The following is a 14,855-nucleotide window of genomic DNA, read 5'->3' as shown; positions in this document are numbered from 1 at the left end:
ATGGGAAAGGCGACCGTCATCCCGTTCGGACCGCAGCACCCGGTGCTGCCCGAGCCGCTGCACCTCGATTTGGTGGTGGAGGACGAAACCGTTATCGAGGCGATCCCTCAGATCGGCTTCATCCACCGCGGTCTTGAGAAGCTCGTCGAAACGCGCGACTACAACCAGTTCATCTACGTGGCCGAGCGCATCTGCGGCATCTGCGCCTTCGGGCATTCCATGGGCTACGCCGAAACCGTCGAGAAGCTCATGGGCGTCGAGATTCCCACGCGCGCCGAGTACCTGCGCGTCATCTGGCACGAGCTGAGCCGAATCCACTCGCACGTGCTGTGGATGGGCCTTGCTGCCGACGCGTTCGGCTTCGAGAGCCTGTTCATGCACTGCTGGCGCTTGCGCGAGCGCGTGCTCGACGTGTTCGAGAAGACCACCGGCGGCCGCGTCATCTTCTCGGTCGTCAAGGTGGGCGGCGTGGTCCGCGACATCGACGACGCCCAGTTCGCCGAGATGCGTCGCGTGCTCGAAGGCATCAAGGACGACTACGCGCAGCTGTGCAACGCGTTCCTCAAAGACACGTCGGTGAAGAACCGCACCGTGGGCGTGGGCTACATCAGCCACGAGGACGCCCTTGCGCAGAGCATGGTGGGCCCTTTCGCCCGCGCATCCAACGTCAACTACGACGCTCGCATGCTCGGCGGCGGCGGGTACAGGTACCTGTCCGATTTCCAGCCTATTCTGGACGGCCAGGGCGATTGCTACGCGCGCGTCAAGGTGCGCGCGCTCGAAGTGCTGCAGTCCATCGACATCATCGAGGAGATGATCGCCAAGATTCCTGCGGGCGAGATCGCCGTCGACGTGAAGGGCGCCCCGGCGGCCGGGTCGCAAGCGGCCAACGTGGTGGAGCAGCCGCGCGGAGAATGCTACTACTATGCGCGCGGCAACGGCTCGAAGAATCTGGAGCGCATGCGCATGCGCACGCCAACGTCGCAGAACCTGGCCGGCATGACCACGGCGCTCGCGGGCTGCGACCTGGCGGACGTGAACATGATCGTGCTGACCATCGACCCCTGCATCAGCTGCACGGAAAGGTAGGAGGGACCATGGGAAGCTTCAAGCTTGGAAAGATGACCCTCGGGGGGCTGTTCAAGCAGCCCGAGACCATCCAGTACCCGGTTCAGACCAAAACGCCGCCGCCGGGACTCAAGGGGCATGTGGCCAACGACGTGGCGAACTGCATTCTGTGCGGCATCTGCCAGAAGCGCTGCCCGTGCGGCGCCATCACGGTGGACAAGCCCGGCCGCACGTGGACCATCGACCGCTTCCGCTGCGTGCAGTGCGGCAGCTGCGTGCGCGAGTGCCCGAAGGACTGCCTGACGATGGAGCCTTCGTATGCTCCGCCGGCGGCCAAAAAGCACGTGGACGCCTTCGAGGTGCCCGACACCAAGAAGACGGCGTAGCGTCGAAACCAAGGCGAAACGTTCGAACATGAGGAGCCGCATCGGAAACGATGCGGCTCCTTTGTCAAAACGGATGAGTTTTGCTGGTCCTCGAACCAGGATAATAGCAGGCGGCAAGCTTTTGACCAGGCATGATGAAAAACTCCTTGCGCGAAGCTGCTCCGTTTGGGCGAAAAACCGCCGCAAAACTCGTCCGTTTTGACATGGGAAGCCGTCGCTTCGCCCATTATCCCAGCGAACGTCGATACCGGCTTTGCACCGGCGCTCGTGGACCTCTGCCCGGCAGCGCCTGATGGAAAACCTGTCGAAGCGCGAAACCCTGCGGGGGCCTGGATGAAACCTGCTAAAATGATCCAGTGAATTCAAAGGAAAAGCCGGGCTGCCTTAAACGCGCCCGGTTTTTGTTGAAGCGCGATCGGCAAGCGACGAGGGAAGAGGATATGGCGAAACGCAGCGAGGAAGCAACGATTGAGGACGTGCAGGTTTCTGACAAGATATTCACCGTGCCGAACGTCATATCGTTCATCCGGCTGTGTCTCGTCCCCGTTTTCTTCGTCCTGCTCATGAATGGCTACAACCTGGTAGCCACGCTGCTGTACGCCCTGGCCGCCGGCACCGACTGGGTCGACGGGCAGATCGCCCGTCGCACGAACCAGGTGTCGAAGCTTGGCCAGCTGCTCGACCCCGCCGTCGACCGCATCCTCATGATATCGGGCGTTTTGGGCCTGTTCTTGGTGGGCCGCCTTCCCTTGTGGATCATCCTCGTGGTAATCGTGCGCGACCTGTTTCTTCTTGTTGGAGGCGCGTGTCTCATCAAGCGTTTCCGTATTCGCGTCGCGGTCGTCTATCCCGGCAAGGTTGCTACCACGCTTTTGTTCATCGGGTTCGCCGGCTTGCTTTTGAACTGGCCTTTGCTGCCCGGCCTGGGAATCGTCGACGTTGCCTGGTTGCCCGGATTCAACGCCGACGCCTGCTCGTGGGGCATCTGGTTCGTGTACGCCGGCCTTGTCCTGGCGTTAGCTACCACGGCTTACTACATCGCGTCGGCGCTTCGGCAGCTGCGCGAGGCCAAAGGCGCAACGCCGGAGGGCGGACGATAGCGGATGGATCGACGTACGCCCAGAGAACCAGCGCGCAGGCAGGGAGGCGCTCCAAGGCAGCCGCGTCCGAATCGCGCACCCGATCGCCGCGAGGCTTCCCGGCGATCGTCGCGTCCGCAGACGGGCCGCGATGCCGGGCGTTCGCCGCGTTCGACCCGAGCGTCTTCAGGTCGACCCGCTTCTTCCAGCCGATCTCGAACCAGAGATGCCGGCGCCTACAACGCGCCTTCGCTTTGGACGAAGGACGCGCCGCGGTCCCCGTCGGACGAAAATCTCGCTCTGCGGATCTTGCGTATTCTCGGACGCGCGCTGCTTGCCCTGATCGGCCTATTGGGAGCGGCTTCGCTCGCCCTTCTGCGCGCGATGGTCTCGCTTGCCTCGCGCAGCCGCGCTGCGCTCGCCGTCATGGTGCTCGCCGCGGTCCTGCTCGTCGGCGGCGCGGTTGACTTCGGCCTGAATTACGGCAAGGCGTATCCGGGCGTGCGCGTGGGGGAGATCGACGTCGCCGGGAAAACCGTCGACGAGATCGAGGCATCCATCGAGCAAGCTTACGGGCCGCGCCTGGAATCGAACACCGCCATCGTATACGCCAACGACGATGCCGAAGCGCGCGTGAACGACGAGATGACCGCCGCCCAGGATGCCGCTCTTGCCGAGCAGTTGGCAGTGGAGGAGGCGCGTGCGAACAAGCTGGCATGGACCACGAGCGCCTCCGACCTGGGCGCCACCCTTCCTGCCCGCGCTTTGGCCGAAGAGGCCGTTGCGGCCGGGCGCAGCGACGGCGGCATCTTCGCGCGCATCGGGGCGCTGTTCGGAGGGCGCACCATCCAGCCGCGAGCCGACTACGCGAGCGACCGGCTCGAGCAGCTTGCCTCCGACATAGACGCAACCATCGGCGATCCGCGCGTCGATTTCAACGTGGCGGTCAACGGCGGCGTCGCGACGGTGGTGCAGGGCCACGACGGCTCCATGGTCAACCGAGGAGATTTCGCTCGTTCGCTCGACCAGGCTCTGCTCGCGCAGGAAGCCGGGCAGGGGTCGTTCGTCGCGCGTGCCGAGCATGCGCCGCTGCGCATCGACGAAGCCGCCGCCCAGGCGGTCGCGGATGCCGTGAACCGCGCGATCGCCGACGGAGCGCAGTTCAATTACAACGGATCGACCTGGAAGGCCACGCCCTCGGATATGGGCGCATGGATCGCCACGCGCATCGACGAGGGCGAGGGGTCCTTCGCCCTGTCTGCGTACATAGACGAGGCGCAAGCCAAGCCGTCCCTTCTCACCCACGTGGAAAAGCTCGACACGAACGACCCCGTCCGCGTGACTTTCCAAGCGAACGAAGGGGGTGTGGCGGTGCATACGGACGGGACGGGCACCATGCCGCTCGTCGCCGAAGGCGTCCATGCGCTCAACGACGCCCTGTTCGGGCCGGGCGGCAAAGCGGAAGGCTCGACGCCCGGCGGATCTCCCATAGAGGTATCCATAACCGAAGGCCCGGCGCCCGCGACCCTTTCGTTCGACGAGGCGATGGACCTTGGCATCATAAGCTCGATAGCCTCGTACACCACGCAGTTCACTACGGGCGCGGGGACGGAGAACCGCAACCATAACATCAAGCTGGTGTCCCAGCTGCTCTCCAACTCCGTCGTGAAGCCCGGCGGCTCCTGGTCGTTCAATAAAACGGCAGGGGAGTGCAACGAGGAGAGAGGGTTTTTGGGAGCCGGAGCGATCATCGACGGCCAGTACGACGATGCAGTGGGCGGCGGCATCTGCCAGGTGGCGACCACCATGTTCAACGCCGTGTACGAAGCCGGGTACCCGGTGAAGACGCGCCACAACCATTCCCTGTACATATCCAGCTACCCGGCCGGACGCGATGCCGCGGTCAGCTGGCCCGACCTGGATCTTGTGTGGGAAAACGACGGCGCGAGCGATGTTTTGGTCCGTCTTTCTTGTACAGACGGGTCGGTAACGGCTACACTGTACGGTGTTGATCCCGGCTACCAGGTCGCCTCGGTCGCGGGCGAATGGAGCGAGGGCAAGCACTACTCGACGAAAACGAAGGTTGACGAATCGCTTGCTCCCGGTTCGAGCTACATCAAAATCCGCGGAACCGACGGGCGCAAGATAACGGTCGTTCGCACGGTCAAAGACGAAACGGGCTCCATCCTGCACGAGGACCCGTTCTATTCTGTGTACGATCCCGTGACGGAAGTCGTGGTGAAAGGCCCTGACGCCGATAGCGACGAGACCAACACCTGACGGAGAGATCTCCGCCGACATCCGTATACAACAGTAGGAGAGGTGATTCTCAAGGTGTACTACCAGCCCGAAATCGAGACCATGCCCGTCGAGCAGCTGCGCACGCTGCAGCTCGACCGCATGAAGAAAAGCGTGCAGCACGCATACGATAACGTGGAGTTCTACCAGAAGTCCTTCAAGGAAGCAGGCGTGGAGCCGGGCGACCTCAAGAGCCTCGCCGATCTTTCGAAGTTCCCCTTCGTCGTCAAGCAGGACATGCGCGACGCCTATCCTCGCGGGCTGTTCGCCGTCGGCCAGAAAGAGGTGTCCCGCATTCACGCGTCTTCCGGCACCACCGGCCAGGCGACCGTGGTCGGGCATACGGCGAACGACCTCAAGAACTGGGGGGACTGCTTCGCGCGCGGAATCTACATGGCGGGCGGCGGCCCGGAATCCACCATCCAGGTATCGTACGGATACGGCCTGTTCACCGGTGGCTTGGGCGCGCATTACGGCGGCGAGGCGGCTGGTTGCACGGTCATCCCCACGTCTTCGGGCAACACCAAGCGACAAATCCAGATGATGAAGGACCTCGGTACCGACATCCTGGCCTGCACCCCCTCCTACGCGCTGCTCATAGCGGACACGGCGCGGGAGATGGGCTACGATCCCGCGACCGACTTCAAGATTTCCGCCGGCATCTTCGGCGCCGAGCCGTGCTCTGAGAACATGCGCCAGGAAATCCGCGAGAAGCTGGGCATTCGCTATTGCGACATCTACGGGCTTTCGGAGGTCATGGGACCGGGCGTGGCCGTGGAGTGCTCTGAATCGAACGGCCTGCACCTTGCCGAAGACCAGTTCTACGCCGAGATCGTGGATCCGGACACGCTCGAGCCCTTGCCCGACGGCGAATGGGGCGAGCTCGTGTTCACCACGCTCGTGCGCGAATGCTGCCCGCTCGTGCGCTACCGCACGCGCGACATCACGCGCATCATACCCGAGACGTGCGCATGCGGACGCACCCATCGCAAGATCGACCGCATCGTCGGCCGCTCCGACGACATGCTCATCCTGCGCGGCGTCAACGTGTTCCCGTCGCAGATCGAGCAGGTCATCACGGAATTCCCGGAGATCGCGGCGCAGTACCAGATCGTCCTGACCACGCGCGGCGCGCTCGATCACGTGGAGCTCAACGTCGAGACCGTTCCCGAGTTCCCGTTCGACGAGATCCGCAAGCTCCAGGACCTCAAGCGCCGTCTGGCCTCCGAGCTGAAGAGCAACCTGCAGATTGCCGTCGAGATCAAGATCGTCGAGCCCAAGACCATCGAGCGCAGCGAGGGCAAGGCGAAGCGCATCATCGACCTGAGAGAAGGGAAGAAGGCATGATCTCCCAGCTGACCGTTTTTCTCGAGAACGAGAAAGGCCGCTTGGCGGCCGCTTGCCGCGCCGTTTCCGACGCAGGCATCAACATGCACGCGCTGAACCTGGCCGACACCACCGAGTTCGGCGTGGTGCGCATGCTGTGCGACACGCCCGAAGCCGCCGCCGAAGCGTTGAAGGCGCAGGGCTGGCGCGCCGCCGTCACGCCCGTGCTGGCCGTGCGCGTTCCCAACGAGCCCGGCGGCCTTGCCAAGCTCTTGGAGTTCCTAGACGAGCAGAACGTGAACGTGGAGTACGGCTACTGCTTCTCGGTCAATCAGGACACTGCCGTCGACGTGCTTAAAGTAAGCGACGACGCCGTGGAGCAGAAGCTGACCGATGCCGGCTTCCAGCCGGTTCGACCGGAGGATATCTACCGCATTGACTAGCACCGTTCAACATATCGCCCAGAGCGGGCGCACGCGCATCCTCGCGTGCGCCCTGGCGCTTTTGCTTGCGTTCGCGAGCGCTGCGGCCTTTCCGGCCGTTGCAGCAGCGGACGTGCGCAAAGCGGACGTCGTTTACGGCCAAACCGTCGACGCGCGCGGCTTGTCGGTCGCGCAAAGCCCCAACATCGATGCCGAGTACGCCATCGTGATGGACTCTGCGGGAACCGTGTACTTCGAGCGCAACGCGTCCTCGCCCACGCAGATCGCCTCCATCACCAAGGTCATGACGGGCGTGGTGGCTCTTGATGCGGTGTCCAGCGGCATCGTATCGCTCGACACCCCGATCACGGTGTCCGCAACCGCCGCCGCCGCGGGCGAATCGTCGGCCGGGCTGCAAGAAGGCGACGTCATGAGCCTGCGCACGGCCCTGACGGCGCTGCTCGTCCCGTCGGGCAACGACGCGGCCGTCGCCATCGCCGAGACGGTGGGCGCTGCGCTCCAATCAAGCGGCACGGCATCGGGCGACAGTGCTCAAGGCGCGTTCGTCGCCCAGATGAACGCGAAGGCCGCAGAGCTCGGCTGCACCGATACGGTCTACGAGAACCCCCACGGCCTGGACTTCGACGCGTACGCGGGCAACCTGCACAGCACGGCTGCCGACGTGGCCAAGGTGGTGCAGTACGCCATGAAGAACGAGACGTTCCGCGCGGACGTTTCCCAGGGCGATACCGTCATCCAGGTGACGCGCGGCGGCGCGAAGGCGGACATCAGCCTCGAGACCACGGATGGCTTCCTCGACATCTACGAGTACGCCATCGGCGTCAAAACCGGGTTCACCGCGCTCGCAGGGTTCTCGTTCGCAGGCGCTGCCAACAACGGCGAGAAAGAGCTGTACGCCATCGTCATCAACTCCTCGTCCGAGCCTCAGCGTTTCAGGGATGCGCAGGCGCTTTGCGAGTGGGTGTACCAGCACGAGGTGAAGTACCCGTTGGCCCACAGCAACCAGACCGCCATCATGAACGGAGCCGAGGTTCCCGTAATCGCCGAAGTGGCGCACGAAGGATGGATCGACAAGACCGTGAAGGCCACGCTTGCGGATCCTGCAGCTTCTGCCACGATCTTCGACCTGAACGGCAACGTCAGCCAGTCGCTTTCGTTCGATCAGCTGACCACCGACGTGCGCGCAGGCGACAAGGTGGGCACCATCACGTTCAAGCAGCGCAACGCTGAAATAGCCACTATGGACTTGGTCGCATGCGAAGACGTTGCAGCCCCCAATTTCTTCGAGAGCGTGGGAATCTGGTGGGATCGCTTGTTCAGAGGGTTCTCCGGGCAGAGCACCGTGGCCCAATCCGTGACGATCAACGAAACGCCGCTGGTCGTAGACAAGACGGCCCCCGCCGCGTAAGGCGCGCCGCAGAGAGGAATTGCCATGAGCACCATGTGCCCCGTTTGCAACAATCCGGTTGACGCCCAGGCAGCCGCATGCCCGACCTGCGGGTTCAAGCTTCTTGGCAGCACGCAGCGCTTCGAGCCGGTGGCGCTGTCGGACGACCCGTTGACTTCGGCAGCCCAGCCCCAGGCGAGCGCCGTGCTGCATGTGGTGCGCGGTCCGCAGACCGGCGTCAGCTTCCACCTTGCCGACGCGCCGCTGTCCATCGGCCGCAGCCCCCAGTGCGACGTGTTTCTCAACGACATGACCGTGTCGCGCTCCCATGCGTCGGTCGAGCCTGCGAACGGGGGCTATGTCATCCGAGATTCCAACTCCTTCAACGGAGTGTGGGTGAACAACGCGAGCATCGACGAGCGCCAGCTCGAAAACGGCGACGTCATCCAGATCGGGGCGTTCTGCCTGGTCTACAAAGAGGAGTAACGCGCTCTTTCGCGCGTCGTCGTCCTGAGGCCGAGCTGAAGCCGAGCTTCGCGTTTCAGGGCGACGACGCGCCGTCGGGCGCCCAGCGTCGAATAGCGCGCCGCTCGGAACGGTCTTCCTTCTTTGACCGGGCCGCGCGGCGCGCTTTGCCGTATAATTCCCTGCGGGTCAGCATTCAAGGAAGGTTCGTCTAATGGAATTGATGTCAGGTAACGAGGCGATCGCCCAAGGGGCGTGGGAAGCCGGCGCCCATATCGGCGTGGCGTACCCCGGAACGCCTTCGACGGAAACGCTCGAAGCGTTCGCGAAGAAGGACGGCGTGTACGCCGAATGGGCCGTCAACGAGAAGGTGGCCGTGGAGGTGGGCATCGGCGCGTCTGCCGCCGGCGCGCGCGTTCTCACGACGATGAAGCACGTAGGCGTGAACGTGGCGGCCGACCCGCTGTTCACCGCCGCATATGCGGGCGTGGGAGGCGGCCTGGTCGTGCTGGCCGCGGACGATCCGGGCATGTACTCGTCGCAAAACGAGCAGGATTCGCACTGGTACGCCCGCGCAGCGCATATTCCCATGCTCGATCCTGCGGATTCCGCCGAAGCCCTGCGCTTCACGCGCGAAGCGTTCGATCTGTCCGAGCGCTTCGACGTGCCCGTGTTCATTCGCTCGACCGTGCGCGTTTCGCACACGAAGACCCCGGTGGAGCCTGGCGAGCGCACCGACGTTCCGGTGAAGGCCTACGAGAGCAATCCTGCCAAGTGGGTGATGATGCCCGCATTCGCGAAGCCGCGCCGCAAGGTGCAGCTCGACCGCATCGACGCGTTGCGCGCGTGGGTCGAGGAATGCCCGTACAACAACGTCGTGCATAAGGAAAGCGCCGTCGGCGTGGTCTGCGCCGGCGCGACGTACCAACACGTGACCGAGGCGCTGCCTGACGCGTCGGTGTTCAAGCTCGGGGTAACGTGGCCGCTGCCCGCTCGTGCGCTGCGCGACTTCGCTGCCAGCGTCGATGCGTTGTACGTGGTCGAGGAAGCGTCCGAATACCTGACCGACTCCGTGCGAGCGCTCGGAATAACGGTTGCCGAGTTCGAGAACCCGTTGCCGCGCGACGGCGAGCTTTCGCCCGGTCTGATTCGCGCCGCGTTCGGACTCGACGAGCCTGCGCACGCATCCATGCCCGAAGGCCTTCCAGGCCGCCCGCCTGCGCTGTGCGCCGGGTGCCCCCACCGTTTGGTGTTCAAGGAGCTTTCGCGTATGAAGGCCGTGGTCACGGGCGATATCGGATGCTATACGCTCGGTGCGCTGCCGCCCCTTTCCGCCATGGACACCACCATCGATATGGGCGCGTCCGTTTCGATGTCGCACGGCTTCGAGCTGGCGTGGGCCGGAACCGACCATCGTCCCGTCGTGGGCGTGATCGGCGATTCGACCTTCGCGCATTCGGGGCTTTCGGCGCTCATCTCCACCGTGTACAACCAGGGCGGCGGAACCGTTTGCGTGCTCGACAACCGTACGACCGCTATGACGGGCCGTCAGGGAAACCCGTTCAACGGCGAAACGCTTCAGGGACGTCCGTCGCGCGAGATGGACTTGGAGGGCATCGTGCGCGCGCTGGGCGTGGAGGACGTTCGCACGATCGATCCCAACGATGCGAAGGCCGTGCGCCGCACGCTCAAGGAGGCCGTGGCGAACGAGGACCTTTCCGTGCTGGTGTTCCGCAGCCCGTGCGTGCTCATCGATCGCATCAAGAATCCGGTGTACGCCGTAAGCGACGCCTGCACGGCGTGCGGCGTTTGCTCGACCTTGGGCTGCCCTGCCATATCGAAGGATCCCGAAACGGACCATGCGATCATCGACGCCGGCCAGTGCGTCGGGTGCGGCCAATGCGCGCAGTACTGCGCCTGGAAGGCCATCGCGCAACCTGCTCTGGAGAAAGGGGGCTGCCATGAATAAGGCGACCACAGTGCTCCTGTGCGGCGTCGGCGGGCAGGGAACCATCCTCGCCGCCGATCTGCTTGCCCATGCGGCTTTGGAATCCGGCTTCGACGCCAAGGTTTCGGAGATTCACGGCATGTCTCAGCGCGGCGGCGCGGTTACCACGGTGGTGCGCTTCGGGCGCGACGGCGTGCAGTCCATGGTGGCTGACGAGGGGTGCGCCGATTGCGTCGTGTCGTTCGAGACGACCGAGGCGCTGCGCAACCTTTCCTTCGTGCGCGAAGGCGGGTACTTGCTGGTGGCCGACGAGTCCATCCAGCCTTTGCCCGTGCTCATCGGACGTGCGTCCATGCCCGAGAACGCCCGCGAAACGCTGGCCGACGCGGGTGCCACGCTCATTTCCGCCGGTGACATAGCCGCAGGCGTCGGCAGCCCGAAGTCGGTTAACGTCGTGCTGCTGGGCGCGCTTGCCACGCGTTTGGAGTTTCCGCAGGACGCATGGGAGCGGGTCATCGCAAAGCGCGTGCCGCCCAAAACCGTCGAAGCGAACCTGGCCGCGTTTCGCGCCGGCTTCGCCTTCGCCGAGGAAGCGGTCGAGAGCAGGGAAGGGGATCGAGCATGAGCGTACAGCAGATCAGCGTGTTTCTTGAGAGCAGGCCGGGGCATCTGCGGCGCGTGCTGGACGCCTTCGAGGCCGCTCACGTCAGCGTTCGCGGATACAGCGCGTCCGACACGGGAGACTACGGCATCGTGCGCTTCATCGTGAGCGATCCGGACAAGGCGTTGGCCGTGCTCACCGACATGGGCGCCGCCGCCACGAAATCGGAGGTGCTGTGCGCGCGCCTGGACGACACGCCCGGCGAGTTGGCGCGCGTCATGGGCGTCATGGCCGATTGCGGCATCAACGTCACGTACAGCTATTCCCTCATCTCCACTTACATCGCGCTATCCGTCAAGGATCTGGCACGTGCCGAGGAATTGCTGGCCGGCGAACCGGTGGAGCTCATCGGGCAGGACGATCTCGCGCAGCCGCTTGCGCCCGCTGAAGGGCGGTGAACGTCATGGCCGATATGACCGTCAAGGGCGCGGCGCTGGCTGCCGCCCAAGCCGGGGACTTCTCCAGCCTGCCCATCCACAACCCTGCCGTCGAGTGCGCCTCGCGCCAGGAGATTCGCGCGCTGCAGCTCGAGCGCCTGATCGAGCAGGTGCGTTGGACGTACGACCGCGTGGCCTGGTACCGCGAGCGCATGGACCGCGACGGCGTGAGCCCCGATGACATCAAGACGCTTGAAGACGTTCGCAAACTCCCCTTCACCGACAAGTCGGTCCTGCGCGACACGTTTCCGTACGGGCTGTTCGCCGTACCGCTCGACCAGGTGAAGGAGCTGCATTCGTCCTCGGGCACCACGGGCAAGCCCATCGTGGTCGGCTATAACGATCATGACATGGAGCTGTGGGCCGACTGCATCATGCGCCTTGTGCAGATGGCGGGCGTCGTGCCGGGCGATCGAGCGCAGATGGCGTTCGGATACGGCATGTTCACCGGCGGCTTCGGCTTGCACTACGGGCTGCAGAAGCTTGGCTGCATGATGATTCCCGCAGGGTCGGGCAACACCGAGCGCCACATCGCCATGATCCAGGACTACGGCACCACCGTGCTCGTGGCCACGCCTTCCTACGCCCTGCACATGTGCGAGGTGGGAGAGCGCATGGGCTTCGATTGGGAGCGGTCCACCCTGCGCGTGGGCCTGTTCGGCGGCGAACCCTGCCCGCCGGGCCTGAAGGCCGAGATCGAAAGCCGTATGCACATCGTCTGCACCGACAACTACGGTCTGACCGAAGTCATGGGTCCAGGCGTGTCGGGCGAATGCCTGGCGGCGCGCGACATGCAGCATATTGCGGAGGATCACTTCCTGTGGGAGGTCATCGATCCCGAAACGGGCGAGCCCGTCGCCGATGGGCAGATGGGCGAGCTGGTGCTCACGCCCCTTGGCAAGCAGGCTATTCCCGTGCTGCGCTACCGCACGCACGACCTGACGCGCGTGGTCACGGAGCCGTGCGCGTGCGGGCGCACGACGGCGCGCATGCAGAAGGTGCGCGCTCGCTCGGACGATATGCTGATCATTCGCGGCACGAACGTGTTCCCCAGCCAGGTGGAGGACGTCCTCACCGGTATCGAAGGGGTCACGCCGCACTACCGCATCGTGGTGGACAACGAGGGCGGGCTCGACCGCATGGCGGTGCACGTGGAGCTCAAGCCCGAGGCGTTCAGCGATTCTTTCGAGGAGATGGATCACTTCCGCCGCGCTATCGAGGAGAAGCTCAAGGGCGTGCTTCTGGTGGGCGTGCGCGTGAAGCTGGTCGAGCCCGGCGGCATCGAGAGGTCCCTGGGCAAGACGAAGCACGTCGAGGATCGACGCAAGTAGATCGAACGCGGGAGGCCCGTGCATGCACGTCGGCCTCCCACCGGCATTGCGGTGCGGTAGCCCGCACGCGGGAAGGACCAACGGGAGATCAGCCCATGCAAGCAGCCCCTTCGCATACCGAGGTCGTCGGGAGGTTCGCTCCTTCTCCGACTGGGCGCATGCATGCGGGCAACGTGTTCGCGGCGCTCGTGGCGTGGCTTGCGGCGAAATCGCAAGGCGGACGGATTGTCCTGCGCATAGAGGATCTTGATGCCGAACGATCGAAACCGCAGTTCATCGATGCCGTGCAACGCGATTTCGAGGCGTTAGGACTCACCTGGGACGAAGGGCCGTACTTCCAGCATGATCGCACGGAGGCGTATCGGGCCGCCTTCGATTCGCTGGCTGCGCGCGGGCTCGTGTACCCCTGTTTCTGCACGCGCGCCGATCTGCATGCGGCATCAGCGCCTCATCGTGGCGAAAAGCCCGTGTACCCGGGAACCTGTCGTGCGTTGACGGCTGAAGAGCGCGCCGCTCGGCGCTCCCAGCGCGTCCCGGCGCAACGTCTGTCGGTTCCCGATCAAACCGTATCCTTCGACGATCAGATACAGGAGACGTACCGTCAGAACCTGGATCGCGAGTGCGGCGATTTCCTTATACAGCGCTCGGACGGGGCGTTCGCGTACCAGCTGGCCGTGGTCGTAGACGATGCGGAGCAAGGGGTGAACTCGGTCGTGCGCGGCGTCGATCTGCTTTGCTCCACGCCGCAGCAGCTGTATCTGCAGGAACTGCTCGGTCTGGGGCATCCTGTGTACGCCCATGTGCCGCTTATCGTTGCGGAAGAGGGGCGGCGCCTTTCGAAGCGCGATCACGACGCGGCGCTCGATGCTCTTTTGGATCGGTTCAAAACGCCCGAGGGAGTTATCGGCCATATTGCGGGAATCACGGGGCTTGCCCCCACGTGCGATCCGGCGTCGCCCGAAGAGTTGCTGGCCTTGTTCGATCTCGACAGGATTTCAACCGACCTGAAGGATCTTACCCAGATACGCTGGCGATAGAGCGTATCGGCTTGGCGCGGAGGGCGCAGGTGCTTAGAACCCGTAAAGCAGTTTCGCAATACCCATCTCGTTGAACAAAAAGAAATGCCCCGCAAAGGTGACGGCCAGGTACAGGGCGGGTTCGCGTGCGCTCGGAAGACGCTCTGAGACGAAAACATGCTTGCTGCGCGCCGCATTCGCGCGATTCGACCAAAGTCGATACAGCGCGAAGCCCAAAAGCGCGCCGAGCGTGTTCAGTATCAGGTCGTCGATGTCGGTCGCGCGATGGTTGAGAAGCTGGCTCAGCTCGATGGCGAGCGAAAAGAAGAAGCCCATCGCTCCTATGGTGAACGCCCGGTCAACTCGCTTCCAGACGAGCGGGATCGAAAAGCCCAAGGGGAGGAACAGCACGACATTGAGAGCGCATCCGATCGGGTCGGCGGCAAGAAACGGAATCAAGTATAGGTCATTCGGCCCCCAGCTGGCCGTTTGCCGCAGCAGGTCGTACAGCGTGCCCGATCCCGTGACGTACAGCACGGCAAACACGTACAGCACGAACGCGAAAGCGGGCGCGAACTCAACGGGAATGGAGCCCGTTCGTCGTGCGTGGGCATGCCGTATCGCGTAGGCTACAAGAAACGGCGCGAGCACCGTCGCCAGCTCGTACGCGGCCAGCAGCGCGCTTTCGACCATCGTGTCCGTACCTTTCGACCAGATTCATCTCTCGAACACCGTATCCTAGCAGCTTGCTTCGACGTTTGAAGGGGCGGGTGCCGCAACGTTGAGGATCGTTAAGGATTTCGTTGCCGAAACCGTCGCGGGAACGCTCTTCAAGATCCGGACGCAAACCAGGGCTGATGGTTTCGGCTGTGCGATAGGAGGCTGGCTTGCAACCCCGGGGGGCGCCCCCCCCCCCCCCGCGGGGGGGGCGCCGCCCCCCCCCCCCCCCCCCCCCCCCACCCCCGCTCCAACCCCCCACCCACCCCCCCCACCCGCCCCCCCCCCAAGTG

General features: G+C 64.3%; 14 protein-coding genes. 13 read left to right on the top strand and 1 reads right to left on the bottom strand.

Annotated features, from left to right (window positions below):
- From ACTQZK_RS05440 to gluQRS, 13 genes are all read left to right on the top strand, one after another.
- A complete protein-coding gene (locus ACTQZK_RS05440) occupies nucleotides 1-1,089 on the top strand; it encodes a hydrogenase large subunit (protein ID WP_114566073.1) in 1,089 nt (362 codons plus the stop codon).
- Nucleotides 1,090-1,097: 8 nt separating this feature from the next.
- Nucleotides 1,098-1,454, top strand: coding sequence for a 4Fe-4S dicluster domain-containing protein (locus ACTQZK_RS05435; RefSeq protein WP_114566074.1), 357 nt, complete (start codon nucleotides 1,098-1,100; stop codon nucleotides 1,452-1,454).
- 440 nt (nucleotides 1,455-1,894) lie between these two features.
- On the top strand, nucleotides 1,895-2,554 hold the full coding sequence (locus tag ACTQZK_RS05430) for a CDP-alcohol phosphatidyltransferase family protein (protein ID WP_114566134.1): 660 nt from the start codon (nucleotides 1,895-1,897) through the stop codon (nucleotides 2,552-2,554).
- A gap of 288 nt (nucleotides 2,555-2,842) precedes the next feature.
- Nucleotides 2,843-4,813, top strand: coding sequence for a VanW family protein (locus ACTQZK_RS05425; RefSeq protein ID WP_418831687.1), 1,971 nt, complete (start codon nucleotides 2,843-2,845; stop codon nucleotides 4,811-4,813).
- Nucleotides 4,814-4,867: 54 nt separating this feature from the next.
- Complete coding sequence (locus tag ACTQZK_RS05420) at nucleotides 4,868-6,178, top strand: phenylacetate--CoA ligase family protein (protein ID WP_225749210.1); 1,311 nt, start codon at nucleotides 4,868-4,870, stop codon at nucleotides 6,176-6,178.
- Nucleotides 6,175-6,600: an amino acid-binding protein gene (locus ACTQZK_RS05415; protein WP_123191241.1), complete on the top strand. Its 426-nt coding sequence runs from the start codon at nucleotides 6,175-6,177 to the stop codon at nucleotides 6,598-6,600. Before ACTQZK_RS05420 ends, ACTQZK_RS05415 begins: the two co-directional genes overlap by 4 nt.
- Complete coding sequence (locus ACTQZK_RS05410; protein WP_225749152.1) at nucleotides 6,593-8,008, top strand: D-alanyl-D-alanine carboxypeptidase family protein; 1,416 nt, start codon at nucleotides 6,593-6,595, stop codon at nucleotides 8,006-8,008. Before ACTQZK_RS05415 ends, ACTQZK_RS05410 begins: the two co-directional genes overlap by 8 nt.
- A 24-nt stretch (nucleotides 8,009-8,032) precedes the next feature.
- A complete protein-coding gene (locus ACTQZK_RS05405; protein ID WP_216528495.1) occupies nucleotides 8,033-8,473 on the top strand; it encodes an FHA domain-containing protein in 441 nt (146 codons plus the stop codon).
- A gap of 193 nt (nucleotides 8,474-8,666) precedes the next feature.
- The gene (locus tag ACTQZK_RS05400; protein WP_225749154.1) at nucleotides 8,667-10,421 is read left to right on the top strand and encodes a thiamine pyrophosphate-dependent enzyme; all 1,755 of its coding nucleotides are present in this window, start codon (nucleotides 8,667-8,669) and stop codon (nucleotides 10,419-10,421) included.
- Nucleotides 10,414-11,025 carry an indolepyruvate oxidoreductase subunit beta gene (locus ACTQZK_RS05395; RefSeq protein WP_216528497.1) on the top strand — a complete coding sequence of 204 codons (612 nt, stop codon included), beginning with the start codon at nucleotides 10,414-10,416 and terminating at the stop codon, nucleotides 11,023-11,025. The genes ACTQZK_RS05400 and ACTQZK_RS05395 overlap by 8 nt, the downstream gene beginning before the upstream one ends.
- Nucleotides 11,022-11,459: an amino acid-binding protein gene (locus ACTQZK_RS05390; protein ID WP_123191246.1), complete on the top strand. Its 438-nt coding sequence runs from the start codon at nucleotides 11,022-11,024 to the stop codon at nucleotides 11,457-11,459. Before ACTQZK_RS05395 ends, ACTQZK_RS05390 begins: the two co-directional genes overlap by 4 nt.
- A 5-nt stretch (nucleotides 11,460-11,464) precedes the next feature.
- On the top strand, nucleotides 11,465-12,829 hold the full coding sequence (locus ACTQZK_RS05385; RefSeq protein ID WP_441898773.1) for a phenylacetate--CoA ligase family protein: 1,365 nt from the start codon (nucleotides 11,465-11,467) through the stop codon (nucleotides 12,827-12,829).
- Nucleotides 12,830-12,924: 95 nt separating this feature from the next.
- Complete coding sequence (gene gluQRS, locus ACTQZK_RS05380) at nucleotides 12,925-13,866, top strand: tRNA glutamyl-Q(34) synthetase GluQRS (RefSeq protein ID WP_114566083.1); 942 nt, start codon at nucleotides 12,925-12,927, stop codon at nucleotides 13,864-13,866.
- A gap of 33 nt (nucleotides 13,867-13,899) precedes the next feature.
- On the opposite strand, the gene ACTQZK_RS05375 is transcribed toward gluQRS, so the two are convergent.
- Entirely contained in the window at nucleotides 13,900-14,538 is a 639-nt protein-coding gene (locus tag ACTQZK_RS05375; protein WP_114566084.1) for a VanZ family protein, read from the bottom strand.
- Between the last annotated feature and the right edge of the window lie 317 nt (nucleotides 14,539-14,855).

It is taken from the genome of Paraeggerthella sp. LCP19S3_G8 (genome assembly GCF_052119225.1).
In the GTDB taxonomy this organism is placed as follows: domain Bacteria; phylum Actinomycetota; class Coriobacteriia; order Coriobacteriales; family Eggerthellaceae; genus Paraeggerthella; species Paraeggerthella hominis.
This window is presented reverse-complemented; position numbering and strand designations above follow the sequence as displayed.

Bases quoted from the DNA above. Each gene is read 5' to 3' on its own strand.
- ACTQZK_RS05430 (WP_114566134.1), top strand. From the start codon at position 1,895: ATGGCGAAACGCAGCGAGGAAGCAACGATTGAGGACGTGCAGGTTTCT.
- ACTQZK_RS05385 (WP_441898773.1), top strand. From the start codon at position 11,465: ATGGCCGATATGACCGTCAAGGGCGCGGCGCTGGCTGCCGCCCAAGCC.
- ACTQZK_RS05395 (WP_216528497.1), top strand. From the start codon at position 10,414: ATGAATAAGGCGACCACAGTGCTCCTGTGCGGCGTCGGCGGGCAGGGA.
- ACTQZK_RS05400 (WP_225749154.1), top strand. From the start codon at position 8,667: ATGGAATTGATGTCAGGTAACGAGGCGATCGCCCAAGGGGCGTGGGAA.
- ACTQZK_RS05405 (WP_216528495.1), top strand. From the start codon at position 8,033: ATGAGCACCATGTGCCCCGTTTGCAACAATCCGGTTGACGCCCAGGCA.
- ACTQZK_RS05440 (WP_114566073.1), top strand. From the start codon at position 1: ATGGGAAAGGCGACCGTCATCCCGTTCGGACCGCAGCACCCGGTGCTG.
- ACTQZK_RS05375 (WP_114566084.1), bottom strand. From the start codon at position 14,538: ATGGTCGAAAGCGCGCTGCTGGCCGCGTACGAGCTGGCGACGGTGCTC.
- ACTQZK_RS05390 (WP_123191246.1), top strand. From the start codon at position 11,022: ATGAGCGTACAGCAGATCAGCGTGTTTCTTGAGAGCAGGCCGGGGCAT.
- ACTQZK_RS05435 (WP_114566074.1), top strand. From the start codon at position 1,098: ATGGGAAGCTTCAAGCTTGGAAAGATGACCCTCGGGGGGCTGTTCAAG.
- ACTQZK_RS05415 (WP_123191241.1), top strand. From the start codon at position 6,175: ATGATCTCCCAGCTGACCGTTTTTCTCGAGAACGAGAAAGGCCGCTTG.
- gluQRS (WP_114566083.1), top strand. From the start codon at position 12,925: ATGCAAGCAGCCCCTTCGCATACCGAGGTCGTCGGGAGGTTCGCTCCT.